Origin of the sequence: uncultured Faecalicoccus sp. (genome assembly GCF_944325745.1) — a bacterium.
GTDB lineage: Bacteria > Bacillota_I > Bacilli_A > Erysipelotrichales > Erysipelotrichaceae > Faecalicoccus.
Map to the genome: position 1 here is coordinate 1 of NZ_CALVBG010000031.1, position 14,067 is coordinate 14,067.

General features: G+C 42.9%; 13 protein-coding genes and 2 tRNA genes. 11 read left to right on the top strand and 4 right to left on the bottom strand.

The genetic code is table 11. The features are described from left to right. Positions 1-41: 41 nt before the first annotated feature. Positions 42-773, bottom strand: a complete 732-nt coding sequence (locus Q0J48_RS04355) for an SIS domain-containing protein (protein WP_296241999.1) — start codon at positions 771-773, stop codon at positions 42-44. A gap of 113 nt (positions 774-886) precedes the next feature. Between Q0J48_RS04355 and Q0J48_RS04360 the strand changes: the two genes are divergently transcribed. From Q0J48_RS04360 to aroF, 5 genes are all read left to right on the top strand, one after another. Further along, a complete protein-coding gene (locus Q0J48_RS04360) occupies positions 887-1,429 on the top strand; it encodes a DJ-1/PfpI family protein (RefSeq protein ID WP_296242001.1) in 543 nt (180 codons plus the stop codon). Then, entirely contained in the window at positions 1,386-3,917 is a 2,532-nt protein-coding gene (locus Q0J48_RS04365; protein ID WP_296242003.1) for a glutamate-cysteine ligase family protein, read from the top strand. The genes Q0J48_RS04360 and Q0J48_RS04365 overlap by 44 nt, the downstream gene beginning before the upstream one ends. A 104-nt stretch (positions 3,918-4,021) precedes the next feature. After that, entirely contained in the window at positions 4,022-4,195 is a 174-nt protein-coding gene (locus Q0J48_RS04370; RefSeq protein ID WP_296242005.1) for a hypothetical protein, read from the top strand. A 27-nt stretch (positions 4,196-4,222) separates the two neighbouring features. After that, positions 4,223-4,732 carry a hypothetical protein gene (locus tag Q0J48_RS04375; RefSeq protein ID WP_296242006.1) on the top strand — a complete coding sequence of 170 codons (510 nt, stop codon included), beginning with the start codon at positions 4,223-4,225 and terminating at the stop codon, positions 4,730-4,732. A 16-nt stretch (positions 4,733-4,748) separates the two neighbouring features. Beyond that, positions 4,749-5,753, top strand: coding sequence for a 3-deoxy-7-phosphoheptulonate synthase (gene aroF / locus Q0J48_RS04380; protein ID WP_296242008.1), 1,005 nt, complete (start codon positions 4,749-4,751; stop codon positions 5,751-5,753). 24 nt (positions 5,754-5,777) lie between these two features. Here the strand turns inward: aroF and Q0J48_RS04385 are convergent, their stop codons facing one another. Together Q0J48_RS04385 and Q0J48_RS04390 are read right to left on the bottom strand one after the other, a co-directional pair. After that, on the bottom strand, positions 5,778-7,160 hold the full coding sequence (locus Q0J48_RS04385) for an aldehyde dehydrogenase (protein ID WP_296242009.1): 1,383 nt from the start codon (positions 7,158-7,160) through the stop codon (positions 5,778-5,780). Further along, complete coding sequence (locus Q0J48_RS04390) at positions 7,147-8,361, bottom strand: iron-containing alcohol dehydrogenase (RefSeq protein ID WP_296242012.1); 1,215 nt, start codon at positions 8,359-8,361, stop codon at positions 7,147-7,149. The genes Q0J48_RS04385 and Q0J48_RS04390 overlap by 14 nt, the downstream gene beginning before the upstream one ends. A 134-nt stretch (positions 8,362-8,495) precedes the next feature. Between Q0J48_RS04390 and Q0J48_RS04395 the strand changes: the two genes are divergently transcribed. From Q0J48_RS04395 to Q0J48_RS04405, 3 genes are all read left to right on the top strand, one after another. Beyond that, positions 8,496-8,572: transfer RNA gene (locus Q0J48_RS04395), tRNA-Arg, on the top strand. 41 nt (positions 8,573-8,613) lie between these two features. Next, positions 8,614-8,690, top strand: a tRNA-Arg gene (locus tag Q0J48_RS04400). A gap of 157 nt (positions 8,691-8,847) precedes the next feature. After that, a complete protein-coding gene (locus tag Q0J48_RS04405; RefSeq protein WP_296242013.1) occupies positions 8,848-9,894 on the top strand; it encodes a Fic family protein in 1,047 nt (348 codons plus the stop codon). A 98-nt stretch (positions 9,895-9,992) separates the two neighbouring features. On the opposite strand, the gene Q0J48_RS04410 is transcribed toward Q0J48_RS04405, so the two are convergent. Continuing rightward, complete coding sequence (locus Q0J48_RS04410; RefSeq protein WP_296242015.1) at positions 9,993-10,310, bottom strand: acylphosphatase; 318 nt, start codon at positions 10,308-10,310, stop codon at positions 9,993-9,995. Between the two features lie 143 nt (positions 10,311-10,453). Between Q0J48_RS04410 and trkA the strand changes: the two genes are divergently transcribed. From trkA to Q0J48_RS04425, 3 genes are all read left to right on the top strand, one after another. Continuing rightward, positions 10,454-11,812: a Trk system potassium transporter TrkA gene (gene trkA / locus Q0J48_RS04415; protein ID WP_296242016.1), complete on the top strand. Its 1,359-nt coding sequence runs from the start codon at positions 10,454-10,456 to the stop codon at positions 11,810-11,812. After that, entirely contained in the window at positions 11,799-13,307 is a 1,509-nt protein-coding gene (locus Q0J48_RS04420) for a TrkH family potassium uptake protein (protein ID WP_296242017.1), read from the top strand. Before trkA ends, Q0J48_RS04420 begins: the two co-directional genes overlap by 14 nt. A gap of 59 nt (positions 13,308-13,366) precedes the next feature. Further along, positions 13,367-14,067, top strand: a 701-nt coding sequence (locus Q0J48_RS04425; protein WP_296242018.1) for a metallophosphoesterase, incomplete at its 3' end; no start/stop codon positions are given.

Here is a 14,067-nt window from a genome sequence, read left to right on the forward strand (position 1 = left end):
GGACTTCTTTTTGTGTGGGATTGATTAAATGATTCATGCGATCATCTCCTTTTTTGAATCACATAGGTTTCAAACAATTCTTTATTATAGGCATCGGCTCCATCGGCATTGGAAGAGCGAAAGACCGGTGCTTCTTTCTTATTTTGGATCATCAGATCAACAAATGCACCCATAATGCATTGCGATAAATAACAACCTGTCAACGTGCTGATTGGGCCCATGCGATGGTTTGTATCGATCTCGATCCCGGCATCTCCGTAAGGAGCCATATTATCCAGCACGATATCGGCCAGTTCAAATAAGCGTTTCGAAGAAGGGTGGCGGCTGGCGATCTGTGAAGAATGGTTCATGCTTGTGATGGCGATGATCTTGACGCCTTTGGCTTTGAGCCGCAAAGCGTATTCCACAACCAGAGCATTTCTGCCGGAATTGCTTGCAAAGAATACAACATCACCGGCTTTGACATCGTAGAGATGTTCTAAAACACCGGCATAGGCAGCCGTTCGTTCAATCGTCGTACTTTTTGTGGGGTGCGTGGCCAAAGTCAGTTCGATCTCCACGATGGGGTAGATCTTGGCATAGCCGCCGGCGCGGGCATACAGGTCCTGCCCTAACATATGCGAATGGCCGGTTCCAAAGGTATACAAGGTATGATCGTGGATACTGGCTTCATAACACAACAAAGCAGCTTTTTGAATGGCTTCTTGATTCTTCTGGTAGGCCATCGAAAAGGCACGGATACAATAATCGGTATAAGTTTTTGCGAAATCCATAGGGAAGTCCTCGTTTTTTTTATTATATCATTTTTATTGATAGGGACAGAAAAGATGTAAACAAATTGGCAGCGCAAATCGCTTCGTTGTATACTGATACCGAGGTGATATCAATGAAAGTCTGTGTTGTAATGGATAATGGATTTGAAGAATTAGAAGCGATGGGACCCATCGCACTGATGCGAAGAGCCGGCTTGGATGTAGATCTTGTCGGCATAGAAAAAGATGCGGTGACAGGTCGTTTTGGGGTGACATATTCCCCGGTGATCCCCATCGATACATATGATTTTTCCCAAGCGGATTGTTTGGTATTGCCGGGAGGTCCGCATTGGCAAAAAATCGAAAAGAATGAAAAAGTTCTGGAACAGTTGAAGATCTTTGCCCGCGATAAGATCTTGGCAGCCATCTGTGCATCGCCGACGATCTTAGGGAAACTGGGGCTTTTAAAAGGCAAAAAATATACTTGTTTCAAAAGTATGGATGAAGATTTTGGCGGAGAATATATCTATGCTTATGCCGTAACGGACGGCAACTTGATCACGGGCGTTTCAGCGGCGGCCAGTATCGAGTTTGCGTTTGCGATCATTGAAAAGCTGCTGGGAAAGGAAAAATGTGACGAAGTCAAACAATCGATCTATTATGATGCCGCTCACTGATTATTTTCAAAAAGGATCGAAAAAAAGACAGACCGGACAGATCGGATTGGAAGTGGAACATTTTCTGATTTCCAAAAAAGATGGAAGGCCGATGCCGTATCATGGTCCGGATGGAGTGGGGCAGCTTTTAGAATCGCTAAAAGCAAGCTATCCGCAACATTATTATGAACAAGGCCAGCTGATGGGTCTGGAATCCCAAGACGTTCTGATCACTTTGGAACCGGGCTGTCAGCTGGAGATCTCGATTGCCTGCATGGCGGATCTGGATCAGATCCTTACAATTTATCTGCAAGCCTTAAAGCCGATCTTAAAAGCTCTTTCCAAAACGGAGTATGAATGTTGTTGGGCTGGCGGATTGCCTGCTGTACCGGCAGATCAAGTCATCCGTATTGATAAAAAGCGATATGAATTGATGGAACACTGGTTTGAGAAAACAGGATCGCGCGGCAAGGAAATGATGAAGGCCACAGCGGCGGTGCATGTCAGTGTAGATTATCAGGATGAAGCGGATTTTATTCGCAAATATCGAATGGCCAATATTCTGCATCCGCTGTTTGCCTTTTTGTGTTCGCATACCTCCCTGTATGCCGGTAAAGAAAATCCGGATGTTCTGCTTCGGGATTCCATTTGGCAAGATACGGATCCGGCCCGCTGCGGAATCTTTCCGGGACTGTTTGATCTTGATTTTGGATTTGACCGGTATGCACAAGCGATCCAAAAGATGCCGCTGATCTTGATGAATGACCAGGGGCAGTTTATCGATACGCAGGAAAAGACTTGCGAAGAAGTGGCCCAGATATACGGATATGAGGATCCGGCGATCGCGCATTATCTCTCGATGGTCTTTTGGAATGTAAGACTGAAACAGTTTATTGAGATCCGCAGCGCCGATTCCATGCCGGCGATCTATACCCAGGCGTATTGTGCTTTGATCAAGGGTCTGTTTTATCGGGAAGAATCGATTCAAAAGTATTCGACTTTAACGATGCGAATCCCAGAAATTCTAGAAGCTGTCGATCATCTTCGCAAAGACGGCTATCGTGCAAAGGTCTATGGATGTTGTGTCCAAACTTTGCTTCTGGAGATGTTTTCTGATGCCAAGAAAGGGTTGGAACCGAAAGAACAAGCCTATCTGGCACCATTAGAAGATTTGGTTTTATCGCAGTCGCATATCGCTGATCTGTCGATTGAAGAAACTTATCAAAAGGCGATCCAGACGCATTGGTTAGAATCAAAGGAAAGTGCGATGTCCATCACTCATGCGATCCAGAAAAGCGAACTGAATCTAGGGGGCAATATGTATACACGGACTTTACATATCCCTAAGATCTTCTCGCAACAAGACAAAAAGATCTTTCAGTCAATCGTCAAGACCACCTACGGGATCTTTTCAAAAGTGATTGAAGCTTATAAAAAAGATGCCGAGATTCGTAAATTATTTGGATTTTCCTCCGAACTGGAAGAATTGATCCTTTGCGAACCGGCCTATGCCAGTCCGATTCCCATCTGTCGAATCGATATATTCTATCAAGAGAAGACAAAAGACTTCGCATTTTGTGAATTCAATACAGACGGGACTTCGGCCATGAATGAAAATAAACGGCTGAATGATTTCTTAAAACTCAATAATATCTATCAAAACGATCCGCATGCCTATGAGATCTTGGAACTGGTCGACTCCTGGGCTGATGCCTTGATTTCTACGATGAAACAAGATCCGATCGTTTCCCCGTCTTCACGGATCGGGATCTGTGACTTTTTAGAGAATGCCTACTATACGGAACTTTATGTGTTTGAAAAAGTCTTCCAAGAAAAAGGATACGATTGTGAAGTCATCGATATTCGTCAATTGGAGTATACGAATGGAAAGCTGATCTCGAAAAAGACCCAAAAACCTATCGATGTCATTTATCGTCGAGCGGTCACCCGCGATGTGATAGATCATTATGACGAGATCCAGCCATTTATCCAGGCGTACAAAGATCATGCGTTCTGTTGTATCGGGGCATTTCAAACGCAGCTGGTTCATCATAAACAGATCACGCAAGTTTTGATGGATCCGTTGATGCAGAAATACTTTACGAAGGAAGAAGTTGGATTTATTGAAGCCCATTGTCCTTTGACTTATGATTTGACAGAAAATATCTTAGAAAAAGTGGCGGACGATAAAGATCGATGGATTATCAAACCCAAAGATTCCTATGCCTCCAAAGGTGTGTGGGCCGGGGTAGATCTGCATCCGGAACAATGGAAAAAAGTATTGCACAATCATTTGGATCAAAACTACATCGTCCAGCGTTATGTGACGCCGTATCGCACGATCAACATAGATTTGGTCAATCACGATGCCTTTATGGAGTATTCCAATATGACAGGGCTTTATGTTTATAATGGAGAATTTGCGGGCGTCTATTCGCGCTTGAGCGATGGCGGGATCATCTCGACACAATACAACGAGAAAACGATATCAACGCTGTTTCTTCGATAAAATGGGGACGAAAGTCCTCTTTTTCTGTGTCTTAGATGAAGTGGTTTCGTGTATAATGGAAATCAAAGAAACGATCAGTATGGTTTCTTCTAGGAAAATGAAAGATGGAAGAGAAAATCAAGAAAAACAAAAAAATCGTTGCGTATAAAATTCTTTCTTTTCTATTGATCTTGGCAAGCCTATTCTTGATTCTTTGGTCAGCTCTGATTTATTTCGCATTGGATGTGACCCCAGTCACGTATTATAAAAATCTGTGGGGCACATTGACTTCAAAATAATTGGAAGGGACCGTCTACTTAAAAGATGTGCCCATACATTTAGAAGGAGATCCGGATTTTTCGCAATATAGTTTAGAGGTATTAAGACGGGAAGTGCCGGATATGCTTCTGGAAAATTGTGAGGAGATCTATGTATGTGTTACAGGGACCAACAGCACCTGCGATCAGGAATATGCCAAGCACGACTGGTCGAATGCACCCACTCAGGACGTAGGCGCATTTACGGTCATGGCTTCTCAAAAGGTATATATCTTCAACAATCAGCCATATGGGATCTTTTTGACGGAGCTTTCATCGGGAACCTTTATCCACGAGCTGATGCACTTGTATGACCAGCGATACAGTCTAAGTACTCAAAAGGAAGTCTTTGATTTGTATCGGGATTATGCAGAAGAAATCAGTGATTATGCCACATCGAATTGTCAGGAATTCCTGGCGGATGCGGCAAGAAAGTATTTTTTGGCACCTAAAAAGCTCGAAAAAAAGAGCCGACCGGTCTATGATTATTTTCAAGATTTGTTTCATTATTATCAGTAAATAGGAGGTCTTATCGATGATCATTGTATTTAAACCACATGCAGAAGAAAAAGATGTCAAACGCGTCTTAGATAAAGTAGAAAAGCTGGGCTTACAGACCCATATTTCGCAAGGGGAGAACACCCTTGTCGTCGGCTTGGTGGGGGATACGACCCGTGTTGATCCGAAACGCATCGAGGTAGAAGAAAGCGTGGATCGCATCATGAAAGTCAGCGAGCCCTATAAACTGGCCAATCGCATGTTTCATCCGGAAGATACAGTGATCGATGTTTCGGGTGTCAAAGTGGGAGGAGAACATCTTACTTTGATTGCCGGACCGTGCTCTGTGGAATCCGAAGATCAGGTCCTTCAGATCGCGCGGGATATCAAAAAAAGCGGAGCAGATATGTTGCGAGGAGGAGCTTACAAACCGAGAACCTCTCCTTACTCCTTTCAGGGGATGGGATCGCAGGCTCTGGATTATTTATGGGAAGCCAAAAAAGAAACAGGACTGCCGATCGTCAGCGAACTGATGGCAGAAAAACATATCGATGAATTCAATGAGAAAGTGGATCTGGTACAGATTGGCGCTCGAAATATGCAGAATTTCGATCTGTTAAAAGAAGTGGGAGAACGAATCCAAAAACCCGTTCTTTTAAAACGGGGATTGTCGAATACATATGAAGAATGGCTGATGTCAGCCGAGTACATCATGGCACACGGAAATCCGAATGTGATCTTATGTGAAAGAGGGATCCGTACCTTTGAAAGTTATACGCGCAATACTCTAGACTTGCAGGCTATTCCAGTATTAAAACGGTTGACTCATCTTCCAATCATTATTGATCCCAGTCATGCGGGCGGAAAATGGTGGCTAGTGGAACCCATGGCCAAAGCCAGTGTGGCTGCCGGTTGTGATGGGGTCATGGTCGAAGTGCATAATGATCCAGAGTCTGCCCTGTGTGATGGTCCTCAATCTTTAAAACCGGACCGCTTTGATTCCTTGGCCAAGGAATTGCGAACTTTAAAAGAACTAGTCTAAAAAGAGCCCGATTGGGGCTCTGTTTTACTTTAAAAAGAAGCGGATCATACGATCATATAACTTTGTATAGGGTTGATAGCGCATGGGCAGATCTAACCAGGTCTTTTTGTCGACCATACTCTTTTTATGGGAGAAAGTATCAAACCCTGTTTTTCCATGATAGGCTCCCATTCCGCTTTCTCCTACGCCGCCAAATCCCATTTCGGTGGTTGCGAGATGAATGATCGTATCATTGATGCAGCCGCCGCCAAAGGAACAATGGCTTTTGATGCGTTCGATATGTTCTTTGGTGGAAGAAAAAATGTATAAAGCCAACGGATCCGGATGCGATTGAATCATGGCGATGGCTTGATTCAAATCAGAATATGTCAAGATCGGGCATAGAGGTCCAAAGATCTCTTCCTGCATAACGGGGTCGGACCAGGTAACATGATCCAGGATCGTCGGTTCAATTTGCAGGGAAGAAGGATCGGCATTGCCGCCATAGGTCACTTTTTCGGGATCCATCAAAGCGCAAAGGCGATGGAAATGTTTTTCGTTGATGATCTTTCCATAGTTTGGATTTTGACGCAAAGGATCTTCGGTGTATTGTTTTTGAATTTCTTTTCGCAAAGCTTTGACAAAGGCATCGTGCACTTTTTCGTGGCAGAGCACATAATCTGGGGCAACACAGGTTTGGCCACAGTTTAAATATTTCCCAAACGCAATGCGTCTGGCGGCCAAGGCAATGTTGGCACTCTCATCCACGATACAAGGGCTTTTTCCGCCCAGCTCCAAAGTGATCGGGGTTAGATAGCGACTGGCTTTTTCCATCACGATTTTTCCCACCGACTTGCTGCCGGTAAAGAAGATATAATCAAATTTTTGTTCAAGCAGCGCCTGGTTTTCTTTTCTTCCTCCGGATATGCATGTGATGAGTTCGGGTTCAAAGAATTCTTGGATCAAGCGCTCTAAGATAGTACTGGTATGCGGGGAATAAGCACTTGGCTTTAAGATCACCGTGTTCCCGGCGGCAATCGCATCCACCAATGGATCGATCGTTAATAAAAACGGATAGTTCCAAGGCGACATGATCAAGACCACTCCATAAGGAGAAGGCTTCACAAAACTGCGGGAAACATATTGTGCCAAGGGCGTGCGAACGCGTTTTTCCCGGGCAAATTTTCTTGTATGACGAATCATATAGGAGATCTCGCTCAAGGCAAGGCCTACTTCACACATATAACTTTCGGTTGAAGATTTTCCTAGATCTAGTTTTAACGCTTCTAAGATTTTTTCTTCATTGGCTTCGATTACTTTTTTCAGTTTCTTTAAGGTCTCGATTCTTTTTTCGATGGGCAATGTGGCCCCAGTTTCAAAATAATGGCGCTGTTTTTGGATGCGCTGGCGAATTTCATTTGTTTCCATCATGGTCCTCCATCAATGTACGATAATAAGTTTCCAGTTCTTTGGCGTTCATCTCTAAAGGAACCGGATAGAGCGGATTGGCTTCTTTTGCGGCTTGGGCAGCTAAATAGGGGATGTCTTGTTCCTGGATCTCTTTGAATGTATCGGGAATCCCAAATGTTTTCTTCATGGTCTTGATGGCATTGATAAATCCCTGTGCGCGAACCTTTTCGTCGGGATCTCTAGAGGCTCCGGAAACAAGAGCGAGTTCGGCCAGTTTTTTTGTGGCTTTATCGCCATAAGCTTCCAAGATCATCGGCAAGATCACCGCATTGGCATAGCCATGAGGAATGTTGTATTTTCCCCCTAAAGAATGAGCGATCGCATGAACATAGCCGACATACGACTGGGAAAAGGCGTTTCCGGCCAGAAAGGCAGCTTCCAACATATTCTTTCGGGCATCCAGATCACCGGGATCATTGACCGCTTTGGCTAAATTCATAAAGATCAAGGCAATCGCTTGGGTCGCATCGGTCCGTGTCTCTTTGGTCGTCGAATTTCCGATATAGGCTTCCACGGCATGGGTCAGGGCATCCATCCCGGTTGTGGCAGTCAAAGATGCGGGTAAAGTCTTGGTCAGATAAGGGTCCAAAACCGCATAGCGCGGAATCAAAGGGAAGTCGTTGATCGGGTATTTATGTCGGGTTCTCGAATCTACGATCACGGCAGCCAAGGTTGTTTCGCTTCCGGTCCCAGCCGTGGTTGGAATGGCCACCAAAGGAGGGATCTTCTTTAATACTTTTAAGATTCCTTCCATCTTTGCCAAACTCTTATGCGGCCGGGCAATGCGGGCCCCGGTTGCTTTGGCACAGTCGATCGAAGAACCGCCGCCAAAACCAATCAAAGCTTGGCAATGGTGTTGATGATAGAACGCTAATGCTTCTTCGACATTGTCGCTGGTGGGATTGGGAACGGTTTTGTCATACACGACACAACGGATCCCGTTATCCTCCAGATCTTTTTCCAAGGGAGTACATAATCCAAAGGATCGAATGCTTTGATCGGTGATCAAAAGAACCGTATCGATTTGTTTGGAACGAAAGAGTTGAGAAAGAGAGAAGATGCTGGGTAAGATCTCGGGTTTGCGGTAAGGCAAGAAAGGCAAGGCGAGATGCAGTATATTCTGATAGATTCGACAATAGGTCTTTTGGATAGGATTCATATGTAAAATTCCTTTCTTTGACAATCAAAGTTTTTCCAAACCACGTTTTATCACGCAAGACTGTGTCTGTCAATTCCTGAAAGCAGGAAAATTATGGCAATCTTTGATTTTTATTGTATAATGATTAAGCAAATGCGCCTGTAGCTCAATTGGATAGAGTATCAGATTCCGATTCTGGCGGTTGTAGGTTCGAGCCCTATCAGGCGCGCCATAGTCAAAAAGCTCAGCGAAAGCTGGGCTTCATTCAAATTTGTCGCCATAGCTCAGCAGGACAGAGCAACCGCCTCCTAAGCGGTAGGTCGGAGGTTCGAATCCTCTTGGCGACGCCATGGAGAGTTGCCGAAAGCCTTGTACCAAGTTTTCGGTTTTTTTATTATTCTATATCTTACTCATTAAACGTGGATGGGTAAGCAATAATATCGTCATTTTTTGAGTATACCCTTAAATTTAACTATAATATAAGGGAAAGCATGGGGGTTTAAGAGAATGAGAGTCTTTAATTATTCAGCTATTAGAAATCAAAAATGGGATTCAGAAATCGTTGGGTATATTGCGGCAATCTATAAAGAGGCCGGAAAACAAGAACTTTATTTAAAACAGCGTCCATATGAGTTGGAGAAGTTGGTGGAAATTGCCAAGATTCAAAGTACAGAGGCATCGAACGCGATTGAGGGGATCGTAACTACAAAGACACGTATAAAACAATTAGTAGAAAATAAAACGACTCCAAGAAATAGAAACGAAGAAGAAATTGTTGGGTATCGAGATGCATTATCAATGATTCACGAAAACTTTGATACTTTTCCTATAACCAAAAACTATATATTACAACTCCACAAGATCTTGTACAGTCATCTGAATAATCCATTGGGCGGACACACAAAAAATGTTCAGAATTATATCAGCGCAATTTTTCCGGATGGACATTCGGAAATTCTTTTCACTCCTCTTGACCCCTTACAGACTCCGGAGGTGTTGGATCGAATCTGTGAAGAATACAACAAAGTGATTGGCAAGATGGAATTGGAACCTCTGATTGCGATACCGATTTTTATCCATGACTTTTTATGCATTCACCCTTTTAACGACGGCAATGGCAGGATGAGTCGTTTATTGACAACGTTGCTTTTATATCGCTGTGGTTTCTATGTAGGGAAATACATTTCTTTAGAAGCAAAGATCTCAAAATATAAAGATCTGTATTATAGTGCTCTTAGAGATTCGGATTATGGCTGGCATGAAGGTTTGGAAGATGCAGTCCCATTCATCAAGTATCTTCTGTCGATTATTCTTTGTGCCTACAGAGATTTCGAAGATAGATTTGCAATCGTGGAAGAAAAATTACCGGCCATTGATAAGGTTCGGAAAGCAGCTATGAATAAAATTGGACCTTTTACGAAACAGGATATTCTCGAACTTTGTCCTTCGTTAAGTTTGAGTTCGGTGGAAGGTGCGTTGAGAAAAATGGTAGCATCAAAAGAATTAGAACGGAAGGGATCGGGCAAAACAACTTACTATGTTCGTCTGAAATAGTGACAAAATAAAAATTCACCCATATTTTTGATCGTAGAATCTGTTTAAAGATGATAGAGAAGAAAAAACCACAAGTTGATCAAATAACTTGTGGCTTTTTAGTAGCGCACTTGAAATCCGGCTTCGATTTGTGTAGGGAGCGTTTTTTGTTTGATTTCATCAATTTGGATGTAGCGATCCTCATATAGCTTTTCAATGAGTTTATTGATATTTTCTGGCGGGCCTTGAAGTTGGGCGATGACGCTGCCGTCCCATTGGTTTTGGACCCATCCGCTGATATGGTAGTGTCTTGCCAACTGTTGGACCAAATAGCGAAAGCCGACACCTTGGACCGTACCTGTAAATTGTATTTGTTTTCTTACGGTATTGGATGAGCTGGATTCCATACTTTGTGAATTTGGTTCAAAAAATCGCATACGATCTCCTTTTTATTCATTATACCATTCTTCAACAAGTAAAATCTTTATGAAATCTTAACATTTAACCTCCTTTTTCTTGATTCCTTTCTATAAGGTGTCTACAATAAAATCTGTTCAAATTGAAGAAATGGGAGATCGATATGAAGATTGCGATTGTCGGAAATGGAAAAGTTGGATTTGCGATAGCGAAACAGCTGGACCAGGAAGGCCATGATGTGACGATCATTGAAAACAAGTCCAAAGTTTTGGAAGATACGATGAATCGTTTAGATATTATTGGCGTTTTTGGCAACGGAGCTAATGTAGAAGTGTTAAAAGAAGCACAAGTCAAAGATTGTGAGCTCTTGATCGCCGCAACTAGTCAAGATGAAGTCAATATCTTGAGTTGTATGCTTGCCAAAAAACTAGGGACAAAAAATACGATTGCACGTATTCGAAACCCGGAATATGTCAGTGGGCTAAACTTGATGAAAGAAGAGTTGGGTTTGTCGATGCAGATCAATCCGGAAATGGCAGCGGCTTTGGAAATCGTACGCTCTTTGCGATTCTCTTCAAATATCAAAGCAACTTCTTTTGCCAAGGGGCGAATGGAATTAACCGAGATCAAGATCAAAGAAGGCAGTCCGTTGATCGGGCAAAGCTTGAGTGAGATCAGCAGCCGCTATAAATCAACGGTCTTGTTCTGCGTGATCCAGCGTGGAAGCCAGGTCATTATTCCCGATGGACAAACGATCATTTTGGAAGGGGATAAAGTTTCTTTGACGGGATCCATGCAGGATCTGGAGAACTTTTATCAGGAAATCAAGATCTTAAAAAATCATAAGATCCAGGAGATCATGATCGTTGGCGGCGGACGCATCACTTTCTATCTGGTCCGTCTGTTGTTGCGCTTAGGCATGGAAGTCAAAGTCATCGAGAAAAACAAAGATGTTTGTCTGGATCTTGTCGAAAGATTCCCGTCAATCACGGTGATCCATGGGGATGGAACGGATCATGAATTGCTGCGTTCTGAAAACTTAGAAGATATGGATGGATTTGTGGCTTTGACGGACAATGACGAAGAGAATGTCATCATTTCTATGTTCGCATCCAACCTGGGTGTACAAAACGTACTGCCAAAAGTCAATCGCGTTTCTTTAGGGTTCTTGTTGGAGAAACTGGGGCTGGAAAATGCCATTACACCAAAGAATATTACGGCCAATCAAATTTGCCAGTATGTTCGAGCCATGCAGAATACCGTCGGATCGAATATCGAATCTTTGATCAAGATCGTAGATGATCAAGTGGAAGTATTAGAATTCCGTGTGCGCGACAACTGTAAGTTTATTGGGGTGCCTTTAAAAGATCTGAAATTAAAAAATGAAATGTTGGTGGCCTATATCACCCATCGGGGGAAACCACAGGTTGCCCAAGGGGATACGCGTGTCAGCTTGGGGGACAGTATGATATTAATTAGTAAGATCGCAGGATTGAGGGATATCAACGATGTATTGGCTTAGACGAAAATTGCGCAAGATCAACTGGAGTCTGATTGCCAATCTTAACGGTTATGTCTTGATTTGTTTAGGAATCTTGATGGTATTGCCAACGATCTGCGCTTTGATCTATAAAGAAGATGTTGTCTATGATTTTTTGATCACGATTGCGATCTGTCTGGTAGTGGGGTTGGGTCTATCTAAGATCAAACGTTCGCGAAGAGATTTTTTTGCCCGAGATGGAATGATCGCCGTAGGATTGTGTTGGATCACAGCCAGTCTTTTTGGAGGACTTCCGTATTTTATTTCTCAGGAGATCCCTAGCTATGTGGATTGTTTCTTTGAGGCTGTTTCTGGATTTACGACGACTGGATCTTCGATCGTCCCAGATGTCACAGCCTTATCAAAAGGAATCTTATTTTGGCGAAGCTTCACTCACTGGATCGGAGGAATGGGAATCCTGGTCTTTATTCAAGCTTTTATTCCTAAAGCCAACGAGCGTTCCATGCATATTATTCGCGCCGAATCACCAGGTCCGATCATCGGCAAACTGGTCCCTCGAATCCAACAGACAGCGGCCATCTTATACAGTATGTATATGGGATTGACGATTCTGTGTATCTTATTCCTATTGATTGGCGGAATGCCGCTTTTTGATACGTTATGTTATACCTTTGGGACTGCCGGAACCGGAGGATTCAGTATTTCGCCTTTGAGCGTCGGCGAATACAACAATCTATATTACGAGATCGTGATCACCGTGTTCATGCTCTTGTTTGGAATTAACTTCAACTTGTATTATTTCTTGTTGTTGAAAAAATTCAAATCTGTATTTAAAAGCGAAGAATTACGAACTTATCTGTTCATTGTCTTTGCTTCGATGATCTTGATTGCCTTGAATATCTCTAAGATGTATGGCGGATTCTTTGAGGGCCTTCGCTATTCATCGTTCCAGGTGGCAACCATTATCTCTACGACCGGCTATGCGACCACGGATTTCAATCTTTGGCCGATGTTTTCTAAATCAATCTTACTGTGCTTGATGGTTGTAGGGGCTTGTGCCGGGTCTACGGCAGGCGGTATCAAGGTATCTCGATTCTTGATCATCTTAAAGAAGATCAAACTGGATATTCAGCGCTTGATCCATCCGCAAAAAGTGGCGGCAATCACCATGGATGGAAAAATCGTAGATGAGACCACTGTTCAACAGATCTTAACTTTCTTTGGATGTTTTATCTTGATCTTGTTGAGCTGTATCTTATTGGTTTCGTTGGATAATTTGGATTTTGAAACAACGATCAGTTCGGTTTTTACTTGTATTGGGAATGTTGGCCCGGCTTTTGGATTGGCAGGCCCTATGGGAAACTTTGCGATGTATTCAGATCTCTCAAAGATCGTCTTGAGTGTTGCGATGTTAGTGGGAAGATTGGAGATCTATCCGATTTTGATCTTCTTGTTTCCTTTGTTTAAGATGCCGAGTCTATTCAATCCAAAAAAGTTACATAAACATGTAAATTGACGGGAAAATCCCGTCTTTTTTGATATATAATAGAAACAAAAAAAAAGGGGGATTTTGTCATGGCAACCTATGTATGCAGTGACATTCATGGACTCAGTCAAAAATATTATGCACTTTTAGATAAGATTGACTGCGAACATGGAGATACATTGATCATATTGGGGGATGTGATCGATCGCGGACCGGATGGATTCAAGATCTTGATGGACGCACTGAAAAGAGAAAATGTTCATCTTTTGATGGGCAATCACGAATATATGATGTGGGAGGTCTTGGAGATCAATAAAGGAGAGATTCCTAACGATATCTCGGTTTTAAACTGGATCTTGAATGGGGGAGCGACCACGATTGCCGCCTACAATAAAGCCAGCTTGGAAGATCAATATTTTATTTGTCAGTCATTAAGAGCATTACCTTATGCGTTTACCGATATCGTGGTGAATGATCGGCATTTTTATCTGTGCCATACGGCCCCGGGCAAGGCAAAAGATAAAAAAGTCTTATATTGGAAGGATATCGAAGACCCGATGAATTTTGTCTGGGAACGTATGGATCCAAACGGTCCTTTTCTAGAAAACAAAACCATCATTGCCGGCCATACGATCGTATTGAACTATCATCCGGAATTAACGATATTCAGTGATACAAACGATCTGAAAACCGCAAATTATATCGATATCGACTGTGGCTGTGCCATGAATGATGAATCCAGCAAGTTAGCTTGTCTTTGTCTGGATACGATGGAAGTGGAATATTTTTA

Excerpts from the sequence above, each read along its gene's own strand:
- aroF (WP_296242008.1), top strand. The coding sequence starts at position 4,749 with ATGATCATTGTATTTAAACCACATGCAGAAGAAAAAGATGTCAAACGC.
- Q0J48_RS04370 (WP_296242005.1), top strand. The coding sequence starts at position 4,022 with ATGGAAGAGAAAATCAAGAAAAACAAAAAAATCGTTGCGTATAAAATT.
- Q0J48_RS04405 (WP_296242013.1), top strand. The coding sequence starts at position 8,848 with ATGAGAGTCTTTAATTATTCAGCTATTAGAAATCAAAAATGGGATTCA.
- Q0J48_RS04355 (WP_296241999.1), bottom strand. The coding sequence starts at position 773 with ATGGATTTCGCAAAAACTTATACCGATTATTGTATCCGTGCCTTTTCG.
- Q0J48_RS04390 (WP_296242012.1), bottom strand. The coding sequence starts at position 8,361 with ATGAATCCTATCCAAAAGACCTATTGTCGAATCTATCAGAATATACTG.
- Q0J48_RS04420 (WP_296242017.1), top strand. The coding sequence starts at position 11,799 with ATGTATTGGCTTAGACGAAAATTGCGCAAGATCAACTGGAGTCTGATT.
- Q0J48_RS04385 (WP_296242009.1), bottom strand. The coding sequence starts at position 7,160 with ATGGAAACAAATGAAATTCGCCAGCGCATCCAAAAACAGCGCCATTAT.
- trkA (WP_296242016.1), top strand. The coding sequence starts at position 10,454 with ATGAAGATTGCGATTGTCGGAAATGGAAAAGTTGGATTTGCGATAGCG.
- Q0J48_RS04410 (WP_296242015.1), bottom strand. The coding sequence starts at position 10,310 with ATGCGATTTTTTGAACCAAATTCACAAAGTATGGAATCCAGCTCATCC.
- Q0J48_RS04360 (WP_296242001.1), top strand. The coding sequence starts at position 887 with ATGAAAGTCTGTGTTGTAATGGATAATGGATTTGAAGAATTAGAAGCG.